Raw genomic sequence first — 13630 nt, 5'->3', positions numbered from 1 at the left:
GTAGAGTGGCAGACATGTGTAGACGAACCATGTGCAACAACTGCAAGAAGCCATCCTGGGCCGGATGCGGTGCCCATGTCGAGCAGGTGCTCGGCGATGTCGCCCCCGCCGACCGCTGCCAGTGCGACGCCGGTACCGGCGGACCGAAGTGGCTCCGCAAGATTCTCGGCGGCTGACCCAGCCTGCTCACCGGTGATGGGACCTGGTCGATACCGACCGGGACCCATCACCACCGCCAGTCGGCGAGTGTCAGTCGTCGTGGTCGGCCGACGCCGCCGGCAGGTCGTCCCACGCCGCCTTCGCGCCGCTGTGGCCGACCTCGATCACGAAGAAGATGGCACCGACGGCAGCCAGGACGCTCAGAGCCACCAGGGCTGAGGCCGCAGCCTTCGAGCGAGCCGCTGGCACTCGTTTCGAGAGTGGCTCGATCGCAACGGTGGCCGCCGACAGGGCGAACACGGCGAACGCCCAGGGAATCACGCTCTCACCCTCGTCGGTGTGCTCCTCGACGAGCCGGGTCTCCTCGACCCGCTCCTCAAGCTGTTCGCCGGACCCCTGCGCCAACCCAACCGACACCAGCGCCGTGAGGGCGAAGACCACGACCAGCGGACCATAGGGGCGTCGCCACGCCGGTCGCAGCGCGATCAGCACGAGCCCGAGCGCCGCAATCGGCAGCAGCACTACTGCGGCATGCACGAGCAGCGGATGTGCGGGAAGTCCAAAGATCTCGTTCAGTTCCATGTCGAGGGTCGCTTTCGTTGCGGGTGCGAGTGCAGGTCGGCCGATCGGCGACGTCAGTCGTCGTCGTCTCGTCCGTCGTGGTCATCGTGGTCGTCGGATTCGTCCTCCGACTCGTGGTCGGACGACTCCTGGTCGGTCGAGTCGTGGTCGGACGACGCATCTTGCGACCCCGCATCGTCGTGACTCGTGGCGGTCGCCTGGTGCTCGGCGGGAGCTAGCGAGGTCGTGGGCTGCGCAGTTGCTGACGGCTGCGTCGACGACGGGGCGGCACCGGTGCTCGAGCTCGGCGTGTTCGTCGCAGGCGTCGTGACTGGCCGATCGGCCGAGGAGTTGCTCGTCGACGGCGGCGGTGTGGTCACCGTCGAGGGCGAGGTGGATGACCGGAGCGGCTGCCCCTCGGGAGCGGCCACGGTGATCGACACCGGATCGGGACGAGGCGTGAGATCGGCGATGGTCAGCTGGCCGACCGGACCGCTGTCGGCGGAGCGCAAGATGCCGAGGTTCAGACCCACGGCGCTGCCGGCGGTTGCCACGATGCCGATGAGCGATGCCACCGCAACGACGACCGCTCGGATCTGCATGGACCGGCACCCTTCTCCGTTGCGGCTGAGACGCCACCCGGGCACGAACCTGCACGGTGGCCACGTGTCCCGACCGGCGGGCCACGCTCCTTCGGACTCTAGTGAGCAACCTCGAAACACCGGGCCAGCGAATGGCAAGGAATTGGTAAACAACCCCCACCCAGCTGCGACGCTGTCGCAGTGAAACTCCTCGTCGTGGAAGATGACCCCTCGATCGCCCAGCCACTCGGCGTGGCCCTTCGACGCGAGGGATTCGAGGTGCAACACGCCGCGACGGCGCGAGCCGCACTCGACGCCGGCGACGTCGACCTGGTGCTCCTCGATCTCGGACTGCCCGATCTCGACGGCCACGTTGTGTGTCGTGAACTGCGGAGTCGATCGAGCGTTCCGATCATCGTGGTCAGCGCTCGGGGCGACGAGATCGATCGGGTCACCCTTCTCGAACTCGGTGCCGACGACTACGTCGTGAAGCCCTTCGGTGCGCGTGAGCTCGTCGCGCGAATCCGGGCGGTCCTGCGTCGATCGGCTGCCGAGACAACACCGTCGCTCGAACCGGTCGACATCGGCGACCTACGCATCGATCGTCGCAGCCACCAGGTCACGCTCGACGGTGAGGCCGTTGCGCTCACACCGAAGGAGTACGACCTCCTCGACTGTCTGGCGGCCGATCCCGGCGCCGTCGTGACGCGTGAACAGATCATGGAACAGGTCTGGGACGAGAACTGGTGGGGGTCCACCAAGACCCTCGATGTCCACATCGCCTCGTTGCGCAAGAAGATCGGCGCCGAACGAGTGGTGACGATCCGTGGCGTCGGCTTCGCACTCGGGGTAGACCTCGTGGCGTGACCCGTCGTCTTCTTGCCAGCTATCTGTTGATCACGGCGCTGGTACTGGTCGTCTTGGAGGTCCCGCTGGGGCTCTTCTTCCAGCAGCGCCAGCTCGACCGGCTCACCGCCGACACCGAGCGCGACGCCACCGTGCTCATGACGGCATACGAGGACGACCTCGAACGTGATCAGCCGCTCGACCCCTTCCAGGCCCAGGTCTACGCGGAACGAACCGGTGTCCGTGTGGTGATCGTCGACGCCGAGGGCATCGCCGTGGTCGACACCGGCAACGAGATCGGCCGGGACTTCTCGACCCGCACCGAGTTCATTGCTGCGCTCCAGGGGGAACGAGCCACTGGCACCCGGCGGTCCGAGACGCTCGGCGCCGAGTTGCTCTACGTGGCGGTGCCCGTGGCGTCGGGCGGTGTGGTCCACGGCGCCCTGCGACTCACCATCGACACCCACGAGGTGACCGAGCAGATCCGCAAGTTCTGGTGGGGACTCTGCGGTATCGCCGCGTTGGTGCTGCTGATGGTCGTCGCCGTCGGGTGGGCCACCGCCCGCTCGATCAGTCGTCCGATCCTTCAGCTCCACGCGACCGCCGTCCGCTTCTCCAGCGGCGACTTGGCCCCTGCGCCACCGGTCCTTGGGGCACCACCCGAGATCGAACAGCTCGACGAGGCGATGTCGACCATGGCTCGGCGCCTCGATCGGCTGCTGCAGCAACAACGCTCGTTCGTTGCCGACGCCTCACACCAGCTGCGGACGCCGCTCACCGGGCTACGCCTTCGACTCGAGAACCTCGAGGCCACCACCTCCGACCCGGGCATGGCCGAGGAGCTCAACGCCACCATTGCCGAGACGGATCGCCTGAGCGCGCTCGTCAGCGACCTCCTGCAGTTGGCCACCGCCGAGCGTCCCTCCACGCCCGTCGACACCCCGCTCGGCGCACTGGCTGCCGAACGTGTCGACACCTGGACCGCGCTCGCCGAGCAATCGAACGTGACGCTGTCGCTCGTCGAGCCAGTCGGGCTGTCGAGCGCCGTCGCCTCACCCCATGTGCTCGCTGTTCCGGGAGCGGTGGAGCAGATCCTCGACAATCTCATCGACAACGCCATCCACGCCCTCGAAGCGCAGGACATCCCCGGCGCACAGATCGAGGTCTCCCTGACGGTGGACCCGACAACGGTCGCGTTGAGCGTGGCCGACAATGGGCCTGGCCTCGACGCCGACCAGCGCGACCATGCGGTGGAACGCTTCTGGCGCGGCGGCGACTCGGCGGACTCGAAGGGCAGCGGCCTCGGACTTGCCATCGTGAAGGGTCTCACGGATGCCTCTGGCGCCCACCTCCGGTTGGCGTCGAACGACGCCGGAGGCCTCACCGTGACCGTCGGCTTCCGGCGGACGACGCCGGAGCAGGAGCACCGGGTGCCGAACCTGGCCCGAGGTCCTCGGCGAGACGCCTCGAAGCGCTAGCCTCGGCGTCGTGAACGACTCTTCGAAGATCATCTATACCTACACCGACGAAGCCCCGGCGCTGGCCACCTACTCGCTGCTGCCGATCATCGAGGCCTTCGCCTCGGCTGCCGGCGTCGGCGTCGAAACCCGAGACATCTCGCTCGCCGGACGAGTCATCAGCTCGTTCCCCGAGCGCCTGACCGCCGACCAACAGCTTCCCGACGCGCTGGCCGAACTCGGCGAACTTGCGCTCACCCCCGAGGCCAACATCATCAAGTTGCCGAACATCTCGGCTTCCGACCCGCAGCTGAAGGCCACCATCGCCGAACTGCAGGCCAAGGGGTACGACCTACCCGACTATCCCGACGATCCGTCCACCGATGACGAACGCGACGCGAAGGCCCGCTACGACAAGGTCAAGGGCTCGGCGGTCAACCCGGTTCTTCGCCAGGGCAACTCCGACCGCCGGGCACCCAAGGCGGTCAAGGAGTACGCCCGCAAGAATCCGCACTCGATGGGCGCCTGGAGCGCCGACTCCGCCACCAACGTGGCCACCATGAGCAGCGGCGACTTCTTCTCGAACGAGCAGTCCGTCACCGTGCCCGCCGACGACACGTTCACGATCCGCCACATCGACACCGAGGGCAACGCCACCGTGCTCAAGGAGCAGCCGGTGATCGCCGGTGAGGTGGTCGATGCCACCGTCATGTCGAAGCAGGCACTCGTCGACTTCCTCGCGGTGCAGATCGACAGCGCCCGGGATGCCGGGGTGCTGTTCTCGCTGCACATGAAGGCCACGATGATGAAGGTCTCCGACCCGATCATCTTCGGCCACGCCGTGCGGGTGTTCTTCTCCGACGTCTTCGCCAAGCACGGCGAGGCCCTCGACTCGGTCGGGGCGAATCCGAACAACGGCCTCGGCAACGTACTGAAAGCCATCGAGGCGCTGCCGGCCGATCAGCGGGCCGCCATCGAGGCCGACATCGCCACGACCTACGAACGAGGCCCGGCCATTGCCATGGTCGATTCCGACCGTGGCATCACGAACCTCCATGTCCCATCCGACGTGATCATCGATGCGTCGATGCCGGCCATGATCCGCACGTCGGGGCAGATGTGGAACGCCGAGGGCAACCAGCAGGACACCTTGGCCGTCATCCCCGATTCGAGCTACGCCGGTGTCTACGCCGCCACCATCGCGTTCTGCAAGGAGCACGGTGCGTTCGATCCGTCCACGATGGGCTCGGTGCCGAACGTCGGCCTGATGGCGCAGAAGGCCGAGGAATACGGCTCGCACGACAAGACCTTCGAGATCGAATCGGCCGGAACCGTCGAGGTGGTCAACGCTGCCGGCGACGTCCTCATGACCCATCACGTCGATACCGGCGACATCTGGCGGATGTGTCAGGTGAAGGACGAACCGATCCGCGATTGGGTCCGCCTCGCCGTGTCGCGAGCCCGGGCCACCGGTGCGCCTGCGGTGTTCTGGCTCGACTCGGCGCGTGCCCACGACGCCCAGCTCATCGCCAAGGTCAACACCTACCTCGCCGACCACGACACGAGCGGCCTCCAGATCGAGATCATGGCGCCCGCCGATGCCACCACCTTCTCGCTCGAACGGATCCGTCAGGGCGAGGACACCATCTCGGTCACCGGCAACGTCTTGCGGGACTACCTCACCGACCTGTTCCCGATTCTCGAACTCGGCACGAGCGCCAAGATGCTGTCGATCGTCCCGCTGCTCGACGGCGGCGGCCTCTTCGAGACCGGCGCCGGTGGTTCGGCCCCGAAGCACGTTCAGCAGTTCGAGAAGGAGAACCACCTGCGCTGGGATTCGCTCGGTGAGTTCTTGGCCCTGGCGGTGTCGTTCGAGCACCTGGCGCAGACCACCGACAACGCTCGGGCCCAGATCCTTGCCGACACCCTCGACGCTGCAACTGGCACCCTGCTCGATACCGGCAAGTCGCCGTCTCGTCGGGTGAACGAGCTCGACAATCGCGGCAGCCACTTCTATATCGCCCTCTACTGGGCGCAGGAACTGGCCAAGCAAACCGCTGACCCGGCGTTGGCCGACGCATTCGCGCCGCTGGCCGAGGCGCTCGCCGGCAACGAAGACACCATTGTTGCCGAGCTCAACGAGGTCCAGGGCAAGCCCATGGACATCGGTGGTTACTACGCACCCGACCCGGCCTTGGCCGAGGCGGCGATGCGTCCGAGTGCCACGTTCAACTCGGCTCTGGAACTCCTCGGTTCCTGAGCAGCGGGCGTCAGCTCACCGAACGAGCGAGTGGTGGCTTCGGTCGATGTCGGCAAGCCAGCCGTAGACCGAAGCCACGGCCGCTCGGTTGCCGACGCCGTTGTGCAATGAGCACTGCCAGCCGAGTCCCTCGATGTAGCGGAGTCGGATGCCAAGTTCGGCGTCGGGTGACCATGCTGCGGCAAAGCGGCGCGCATTGCGGTGATCGAACACGGTGAGTCGCAGCGTCCCGCCGTCAGGCAGATCCACGAGACACAGATCTCGGGGGCCCTGGCTGGCGGTGCGGACGGCGAGCGGCTCCACGAAGTCGGAGCGACTGGTCATCACCAGGTGGCGAAGATCGAGCGATGCAAAAGACGTCGCCTCGCCCGGTAGCCGTTCGACGAGCGACCGCAGCGACTTGCGCTCCTGCCAGTTGGTGCTGCGCCAGAACGAATCCTCGGCGTCGCTCCTCGACCGTGACGGAAGCGGCGGTGCCACCTTCAGATAGGTGCCGCCAAGAGCCAACATCACGAAGAGCGCTACCCACATACGAGTTCTCCCAACCGTTGCACGGCGGTCTGCCGCCGCCTGTCCCTCGACGACGAGTGTTGCACGTCTCGCGACGCTTGTGTCGTCTCCCACATGATCGGCAGTTGGCGGCCGTCGATGACCTTTCATCTTTCTGGCACACCGGTGTGGCGCTCACCAGGCCCGAAGCACGACGAGCTGGCTACCTGCCCTCCGCGTTCGACCTGCGGTTGTGGCGTTCGCTCGCTACGGTGTCGGCGTGAGCGGAGAAGAGCGACCCTACGGATCCACCCCTGACACCAACGCGGCACTCAAACGAGTCCGAACCCGGCACTTCCAGCGGGCCAAGGAGCAGGGCATCAAGATCAGCGGACTGACCAGCTACGACTTCATGTCGGCGCAGATCTTCGACGCCGCCGGCATCGACTTCCTCCTCGTCGGCGACTCGGCCGGCAACACGGTCTTCGGCTACGACTCCACGATCCCCGTCACCATCGACGAGCTCATCCCGCTGTGCGCCGCCGTCGTGCGCGCCGTGAAGCGGGCGCTCGTCGTTGCCGACCTTCCGTTCGGTTCCTATGAGAACGGACCCGAAGAGGCGTTGCATTCGGCCATCCGCTTCATGAAGGAGACCGGATCCCACGCGGTGAAGCTCGAGGGCGGCCAGCGCAGTGCGAAGCAGATCAAGCGCATCGTCCGGGCCGGCATTCCCGTCATGGCCCACATCGGTTTCACGCCCCAGAGTGAGCACGGTCTCGGCGGCCACTTGATCCAGGGCCGCGGCGATGCCGCCGAGGCACTCCTCGCCGACGCCCACGCCGTCGAGGATGCCGGTGCGTTCGCCGTGGTTCTCGAAATGGTGCCATCGTCGGTGGCGGCCCAGGTCACCGCCGAACTCACGATCCCCACCATCAGCGTCGGCGCCGGACCCGAATGCGACGGCCAGCTGCTCGTCTGGACCGACTGGGCGGGATTCACTCAGGGCCGCATTCCGAAGTTCGTCAAGCAATACGCCCAGATCGGTGAGACCCTGCTCGAGGCAGCGAAGACCTACAAGGAAGAGGTCGAGGCCGGAATCTACCCCGCACCTGAACACGAGTACGCCGACAGCTGAGCTGCCACTCCCAGCGCGAAGGAGCCACCACCCGCATGACCATGTCCTCTCCCGGAGCCACCGACCTCCCCGCGCCGCAGTTCCGCAAGACCAAGCAGGGCAAGTGGGCCGTGATGGGGCCTGTCGCCACGCTGCAGGCCGCGCTCGACACCGACGGCAAGGTGAAGGTGCTGAAGAAATCAGGTGACTGGTCCGATTTCACCGTGGTGTCACTCGGTCGCCCGTTCGACGTCGACGGCGTGGCCATGGTCTACGGCTACGACGACGCCGGTGATCCCACTGCCGGAGGCGAGAACGCAGGCGGAACGACGACCACCGCCACCGCGGCGCCTCGTCGTGCCCCCCGGCAGGCCAACACGCCTCCGCCTCCTCCCCGCGACGAATACGAGCCACTCCCCGAGTATCAGGGCGGGCCGGAAGACGAGTGGCAGGGCGAGTTCTAGCATCCGCACCGGTGTCGACTCCGATGCCGCCAACCCAAGCGAGACCAACATGACCGACTCGCCGACGACCTTCACCGAGCTGATGGCGTTGGAACGACACGGCCCCGACACCTGGATCGGCCTCAGCGCCGAGTACTCCTGGGGCCGCATCTACGGCGGGCAGGTCGTGGCCCAGGCCCTGTGGGCGGCCTATCAGACGGTCGAGCCGGACTTCGGTGTCCACTCGCTCCACGCCTACTTCATCCGCGGGGGCGTGCTCGACGAGCCCGTCCGTCTCGAGGTCGATCGCCTACGCAACGGACGCAGCTTCTGCACCCGCGCCGTGGTCGCCCGTCAGTCCGGGGGTGCCATCCTGCACCTGTCGGCGTCGTTCCACGTGGTCGAAGACGCCCCCGAGATCCAGACCGCACGGATGCCGCTCGCCCCCGACCCCGAAGACGTCCGCCCCAAACCCGACGACTGGCCGTGGATCATGGAGCGTCGTCCGCTCGACAGCTATCCAGGTGCTGGCGCCTCCATGGGCTGGGTCCGCCTCACCGACCCACTGGCCGACGATCCCCGACTCCACGAGTGCGGACTGGCGCTCAGCTCCGACGCCATCCAGTTCGGAGCGGTCCGCAGCATCCATCCCGCTCAGCTCACCGCCGTCGAAGGCGAGGACCCGTTCATGGGAGCGAGCCTCGACCACGCGATGTGGTTCCACCGTCCGCTACGGGCCGACCAGTGGCACCTCTACCATTGGGATTGCCACGGCCTCACCGGCGCCAGGGGTATGACCGTCGGCAATCTCTTCGCCAGCGACGGCACCCACGTCGCCACCGTGGCGCAAGAGGTCCTGCTACGTGAGCGCACCAAGCCGCGGTAGGGTCAGCGCCATGCGCGCCATCGTGATCACCAAAGACGACGAGTACCGAGCCGAGCTCACCGAGGTCGACGAGGCCGACCTGCCCGAGGGTGATGTCACCGTCGCCGTCGAGTACTCGACGATGAACTACAAGGACAGCCTCGCGATCACTGGTGCCTCACCGGTCGTTCGCTCGTTCCCGATGGTGCCCGGCATCGACCTCGCCGGCACCGTCGAAGCAAGCGATCACGCCGACTACGCCGTCGGCGACAAGGTCGTGCTGAACGGTTGGGGCGCGGGCGAGACCCACTGGGGTGCCTACGCCGAGCGGGCTCGCCTCTCCGGCGACTGGCTGGTGCCGCTGCCAGACGGTTTCACCACCCGTCAGGCCATGATCATCGGCACGGCCGGCTACACCGCCATGTTGTGCGTGATGGCGCTCGAGGACCACGGCGTCACACCCGACCAGGGCGAGGTGCTCGTCACCGGCGCCGCCGGCGGCGTCGGCAGCGTCGCCATCGCCATCCTGTCCAAGCTCGGCTACGAGGTCGTCGCCTCCACCGGTCGCCTCGACGAAGCCGACTACCTCACCTCACTCGGGGCGGCGTCGACCATCGATCGCAACGAGCTCAGCGAACCGGGGCGTCCGCTCGGGCGGGAGCGCTGGGCCGGTGTCGTCGACGCCGTCGGCAGCCACACGCTGGTCAACGCCTGCGCCACCACCAAGTACGGGGGCACTGTGGCGGCCTGCGGTCTCGCACAGCGTGCCGACCTCCCCGGCACCGTGCTGCCGTTCATCCTGCGTGGCGTCACGCTCGCCGGCGTCGACAGTGTCAACTGCCCGAAGCCTCGGCGCCTCGAGGCGTGGCAGCGTCTCGTCACCGACCTCGACACCGATCGCCTCGAGCTGATGGCCGTCGAGATCGGCCTGGGCGACGTCATCGGCATGGCCGCCGACCAGCTCGCCGGCAAGACCCGGGGCCGAGTCCTCGTCGACATCGCCCGCTGACCACGGCCCACCTCCCCCACCGAACAGGATTCATCATGACCAGCGAACACGCCATCAGCCGCTTTCCGGTGCCGACCCTCGCCGACATGCCCGACGACATCCGCGAACGCATCGAGTTGGTGCAGGAGAAGTCCGGGTTCATTCCGAACGTCTTCCTCGCCTTGGCCTACCGGCCAGACGAGTTCCGGGCGTTCTTCGCCTATCACGACGCGTTGATGGAGCGAGATTCCGGGCTCACCAAGGCCGAGCGCGAGATGATCGTCGTCGCCACCTCCGCCGCCAACAGCTGCCAGTACTGCGTCGTGGCCCACGGCGCCATCTTGCGAATCCGGGCCAAGAATCCCCTGATCGCCGACCAGGTGGCCATCAACTATCTCAAGGCCGACATCACCGAGCGCCAGCAGGCCATGCTCGACTTCGCCCTCCAGGTCAGCCTCGATCAGGGTTCGGTCGGCCCCGACGACTTCGCTGCGCTCGAACAACACGGGTTCACCACCGACGACATCTGGGACATCGCGGCTATCACGGCGTTCTTCGCCCTGTCGAACCGCATGGCCAACGTCACCGCCATGCGCCCCAACGACGAGTTCTTCGGAATGGCTCGCTGATCGCAGGCTGAACTCAGGAAGAGACGAGCGCAGCGAGGAACGGCGAGTTCTTCGGAATGGCTCGCTGACCGCAGGCTGAACTCAGTAAGAGACGAGCGCAGCGAGGAACGGCGAATTTCTTTGCGATGGCGCGCTAGCCCGACGCCTCACGTTCCGGCGAGCGACGCCGAGACTTCCCCCACTTATCTTCGTGGGGGAAGGAACTCCGATGGCGGCACATCGATCACTACGAACGACATTGATGGCGTCGTTCGTCGTCATGGGCTTGGTCCCGATGCTGGGCATCGGCTACCTCGCCTATCGCAACTCGACCGAATCGCTGAGCGAAGCCGCTGGCGCCAAGCTGCAGTCATCATCGATCTCGGCCAACCAGATGATCGATCGCAACCTGTTCGAACGGTACGGCGACGCCCAGGCTTTTGCGTTCAATCCCCTGGCGATGGGCGAACCAGCGCAGATCACCGAGGCCATCGATTTCTACATGGTTGCCTACGGCATCTACGACGCCATGGTCGTGGCCGATCTCGACACCGGCCGCATCATCGCCGTCAACTCGGTGGATCACAACGGTGCAGCCATCGACGCCATGGCGCCCTTCGTCGGTGACGACGTCAGCAACACCGAGTGGTTCCGAGCCATTGCCGACGGGACCATCGGCGCCGGCGCAACCTACTACGCCGATCTCGAGAGCAATCCCTACACCGCCGCCTCGACACCCGGCGACACCTACGCCCTCCCCTTCGCCAGCCCGGTGTTCGACACGACCGGACAAGCGCGACGTGTCTGGCTCAATGTGGCGAGCTTCGAGCGGGTTGTCGGCGACATCATGCAGTCGGTCGACGCCAACATGGCGACCATCGGGATCGAATCGGCACACGTCACGCTGCTCGACCGCAACGGTCTGGTGCTGTTCGATCAGGACCCGGATCGCATCCTCACGGCCAACCTCGTCGACGAGGGGGATCAGGCAGCGATCCGAGCATTGCAGGGCGAGATCGGCACCGAGGTCTACGGCGACGAGGTGCACGGCTTCGCCCCTTCTCAGGGTGCCTACAACTTCGAGGGCTACGGCTGGGCCGTGACCGTCGAGCAGAGCACGTCGGAGGCGCTGCACGCCGCTGCGAGTCTGCGTCGCACCACCTTCGTTTCTGCGGCCATCGCCGCGGTCCTGCTCACGTTGGCGAGCTCGATCATCGCCGGACGACTCGCCACGCGCCTGTCGGCATCGGTGCGTCGGATGGCCGATGCGTCCAGCGGGCTGGCCGGGCTGTCGAGCCGTCTCACGGACACCTCCAAGGACACCGCTGACCAGGCGGTCATGCTCTCCTCGGCCGCGGAGCAGGTGTCGGCCGGTGTGTCGACGGTGGCGGCCGCCGTCGAACAGCTCTCGGTCAGCGTCGCCGAGATCGCCTCCAACTCGACGGCAGCGTCGTTGATCGCCTCGGACGCCGTGATGTCGGCCGAATCGGTCAACGCCGCGGTGGACCGCCTCGGAACGTCATCGAGGGAGATCAGCCACGTTGTGGACCTCATCACGTCGATCGCCGAACAGACGAACATGCTGGCGCTCAATGCCACCATCGAAGCGGCGCGGGCCGGCGAGTCGGGCAAGGGCTTTGCGGTCGTGGCCAACGAGGTGAAGGAACTGGCGAAACAGACCTCGTCGGCCACCACCGAGATCGTTGCCCGGATCGATGCGATCCAGTCCGACACCACCAATGCCGTGGTGTCGATCAACCAGATCGGCGAGATCATCGATGAGATCGCCAGCCGTCAGCAGACGATCGCCGCTGCCGTCGAGGAGCAGCACGCCACCACGGGCGAGATCAGCCGCAGTGTCGGGGAAGTCGCCGGCGGCGCCTCGGAGATCGCCGAGAGCATCAGCGGCCTCGCCGGTGCGGCCGAGACGGCCACCGAAGCGGCCGATGACGTCGGTGGGGCCGCACAGACGATCGATGCCGTCGCCGCCGAATTGTCGTCCATCGTCGGTCGCTGATTGCAACGACCGGCGTTCCCGATCAGACGGCGACGACGCTGGTCAGCAGCCGACGCCGAGCCACACCGGGATCGCCCGGCTCGTCCCGGCCACGGTCACCCGTCCGCCTTCGTTGAACTCGACCGACGCACCACCGTCCATCTTGACGATGTCGGTGTAGCCCTGGTCCAGGAGCCAGTCACGCATCTGCGGTGCCGTCATGGAGGTGGTCGACCCGAAGGTCACGGTCGATGGCGCCTTGAAGGCCACGAACGAATGGCGCGTGGTCAACATGGTGTAGGCACTGGCGTTGATCACGGCATCGGTCACCGAGATCTGTCCCTTGATCGCCATCACGATGCCGCTGGCAGCCCAGCGATACCCATTGGGATCCGTCATGCCGTCACGCTGCCAGTCCCGTTCGACCTCGAGCATGAAGTTGCCCTTCTGCGCCAGATTGTGGGTCAAGTAGGCGTTGTCCCAGTCGTGAGTGAGTTCGGCGATCGGGCCGTTCGGCCGGTACCGCTCGCCGATGACGCCGCGATCCTGGCGATCGACACCACCGGGGACTTGCTTGCCGTCGATCACGCCGAGCCCGATGGGTTGGTTGTTGCTGAGTGTCAGCCAGTTGGCATTGATCGACGCCACGCTGCAACGGGAGGCGCTGGTCTTCAGATCGGCAACGAGATAGTTCACATCCGCAGCCCGGCCGCCCGGGATGTCACGCAAGGTGACGCCGTTCTGACGGCAGACCTCGGGTTCGACCACCGGATGGTTGGCAACGAGTTCTGGTTGTTGCACCCAGAAGCGGACCTGGTCCACCCGTCCGGCCTTGGCCAGGTCGTTCAACCAGAACTCGAAACCACCGGCATCGGGCTCGCGTTGGAGCAGGTTCTGGTAGAGCAGACGGCTCACGTAGTCGCGGTCGCTCGTGCCCACCCATGTCTGCTGGTATTCGGTCGACTGCGACATCCAATAGGCGACGTTGGCCATATCGGACATCAGGTACTGGTCGCTCCAGTACTGCAGCCCCGACTGATCCGGAACCCGTCCGAAGAAGGCTCGGTAGAGGCGGACGAGGTCGGCGCCGGGTTGGCCACACAACACCGAGGTGACGGGCGGGCTGGCAGCGGCCGCCGGTTCCGGGGGTGCAACCGTCAGCGACGTTGCCGCAAGACCCGCTGCCGCAGCGGCCATGACGACCAGGCGACGGAATCGGTTCGTTCGGTTGTGCCGACTCGTGTGGGGCGTCTCAGGGGACAC

General features: G+C 66.5%; 14 protein-coding genes. 10 read left to right on the top strand and 4 right to left on the bottom strand.

All coding sequences use genetic code 11. The annotated features are described in order from the left end of the window. Nucleotides 1–14 precede the first annotated feature (14 nt). On the top strand, nt 15–176 hold the full coding sequence (locus tag R2733_22545; protein ID MEZ5379296.1) for a hypothetical protein: 162 nt from the start codon (nt 15–17) through the stop codon (nt 174–176). 73 nt (nt 177–249) lie between these two features. Here R2733_22545 and R2733_22540 read toward each other — a convergent pair whose 3' ends face one another. After that, the gene (locus tag R2733_22540; protein ID MEZ5379295.1) at nt 250–741 is read right to left on the bottom strand and encodes a DUF2231 domain-containing protein; all 492 of its coding nucleotides are present in this window, start codon (nt 739–741) and stop codon (nt 250–252) included. A 53-nt stretch (nt 742–794) separates the two neighbouring features. Beyond that, entirely contained in the window at nt 795–1322 is a 528-nt protein-coding gene (locus R2733_22535; GenBank protein ID MEZ5379294.1) for a hypothetical protein, read from the bottom strand. 180 nt (nt 1323–1502) lie between these two features. Between R2733_22535 and R2733_22530 the strand changes: the two genes are divergently transcribed. From R2733_22530 to R2733_22520, 3 genes are read left to right on the top strand one after another with little or no spacing between them, the layout of a single operon-like run. Further along, the gene (locus R2733_22530) at nt 1503–2168 is read left to right on the top strand and encodes a response regulator transcription factor (GenBank protein MEZ5379293.1); all 666 of its coding nucleotides are present in this window, start codon (nt 1503–1505) and stop codon (nt 2166–2168) included. Further along, complete coding sequence (locus R2733_22525; GenBank protein ID MEZ5379292.1) at nt 2165–3625, top strand: ATP-binding protein; 1461 nt, start codon at nt 2165–2167, stop codon at nt 3623–3625. Before R2733_22530 ends, R2733_22525 begins: the two co-directional genes overlap by 4 nt. 10 nt (nt 3626–3635) lie before the next feature. Further along, a complete protein-coding gene (locus R2733_22520) occupies nt 3636–5864 on the top strand; it encodes an NADP-dependent isocitrate dehydrogenase (GenBank protein MEZ5379291.1) in 2229 nt (742 codons plus the stop codon). Nucleotides 5865–5879: 15 nt separating this feature from the next. Here R2733_22520 and R2733_22515 read toward each other — a convergent pair whose 3' ends face one another. Further along, the gene (locus R2733_22515) at nt 5880–6377 is read right to left on the bottom strand and encodes a hypothetical protein (GenBank protein MEZ5379290.1); all 498 of its coding nucleotides are present in this window, start codon (nt 6375–6377) and stop codon (nt 5880–5882) included. Nucleotides 6378–6633: 256 nt separating this feature from the next. Between R2733_22515 and panB the strand changes: the two genes are divergently transcribed. The 6 genes from panB (at nt 6634) to R2733_22485 (ending at nt 12388) form a co-directional block, all read left to right on the top strand. Beyond that, nucleotides 6634–7488: a 3-methyl-2-oxobutanoate hydroxymethyltransferase gene (gene panB / locus R2733_22510; GenBank protein ID MEZ5379289.1), complete on the top strand. Its 855-nt coding sequence runs from the start codon at nt 6634–6636 to the stop codon at nt 7486–7488. A 35-nt stretch (nt 7489–7523) separates the two neighbouring features. Next, nucleotides 7524–7931 carry a hypothetical protein gene (locus R2733_22505; GenBank protein ID MEZ5379288.1) on the top strand — a complete coding sequence of 136 codons (408 nt, stop codon included), beginning with the start codon at nt 7524–7526 and terminating at the stop codon, nt 7929–7931. A 49-nt stretch (nt 7932–7980) separates the two neighbouring features. After that, nucleotides 7981–8796 carry a thioesterase family protein gene (locus tag R2733_22500; GenBank protein ID MEZ5379287.1) on the top strand — a complete coding sequence of 272 codons (816 nt, stop codon included), beginning with the start codon at nt 7981–7983 and terminating at the stop codon, nt 8794–8796. Nucleotides 8797–8806: 10 nt separating this feature from the next. Further along, the gene (locus R2733_22495) at nt 8807–9784 is read left to right on the top strand and encodes an MDR family oxidoreductase (GenBank protein ID MEZ5379286.1); all 978 of its coding nucleotides are present in this window, start codon (nt 8807–8809) and stop codon (nt 9782–9784) included. A gap of 35 nt (nt 9785–9819) precedes the next feature. Then, entirely contained in the window at nt 9820–10392 is a 573-nt protein-coding gene (locus R2733_22490; protein ID MEZ5379285.1) for a peroxidase-related enzyme, read from the top strand. Between the two features lie 208 nt (nt 10393–10600). Continuing rightward, a complete protein-coding gene (locus tag R2733_22485) occupies nt 10601–12388 on the top strand; it encodes a methyl-accepting chemotaxis protein (GenBank protein MEZ5379284.1) in 1788 nt (595 codons plus the stop codon). A gap of 42 nt (nt 12389–12430) precedes the next feature. Here the strand turns inward: R2733_22485 and R2733_22480 are convergent, their stop codons facing one another. Further along, the gene (locus tag R2733_22480; protein ID MEZ5379283.1) at nt 12431–13630 is read right to left on the bottom strand and encodes a DUF4214 domain-containing protein; all 1200 of its coding nucleotides are present in this window, start codon (nt 13628–13630) and stop codon (nt 12431–12433) included.

The organism is Acidimicrobiales bacterium (assembly GCA_041394265.1).
Lineage (GTDB): Bacteria > Actinomycetota > Acidimicrobiia > Acidimicrobiales > SZUA-35 > JBBQUN01.
The sequence above is the reverse complement of the archived record's forward strand: the minus strand, read 5'-3'. Positions and strand labels throughout refer to the sequence as shown.

Coding starts and splice junctions, on each gene's coding strand:
- R2733_22495 (MEZ5379286.1), top strand. CDS start 8,807: ATGCGCGCCATCGTGATCACCAAAGACGACGAGTACCGAGCCGAGCTC.
- R2733_22500 (MEZ5379287.1), top strand. CDS start 7,981: ATGACCGACTCGCCGACGACCTTCACCGAGCTGATGGCGTTGGAACGA.
- R2733_22485 (MEZ5379284.1), top strand. CDS start 10,601: ATGGCGGCACATCGATCACTACGAACGACATTGATGGCGTCGTTCGTC.
- R2733_22505 (MEZ5379288.1), top strand. CDS start 7,524: ATGACCATGTCCTCTCCCGGAGCCACCGACCTCCCCGCGCCGCAGTTC.
- R2733_22540 (MEZ5379295.1), bottom strand. CDS start 741: ATGGAACTGAACGAGATCTTTGGACTTCCCGCACATCCGCTGCTCGTG.
- R2733_22535 (MEZ5379294.1), bottom strand. CDS start 1,322: ATGCAGATCCGAGCGGTCGTCGTTGCGGTGGCATCGCTCATCGGCATC.
- R2733_22545 (MEZ5379296.1), top strand. CDS start 15: ATGTGTAGACGAACCATGTGCAACAACTGCAAGAAGCCATCCTGGGCC.
- R2733_22490 (MEZ5379285.1), top strand. CDS start 9,820: ATGACCAGCGAACACGCCATCAGCCGCTTTCCGGTGCCGACCCTCGCC.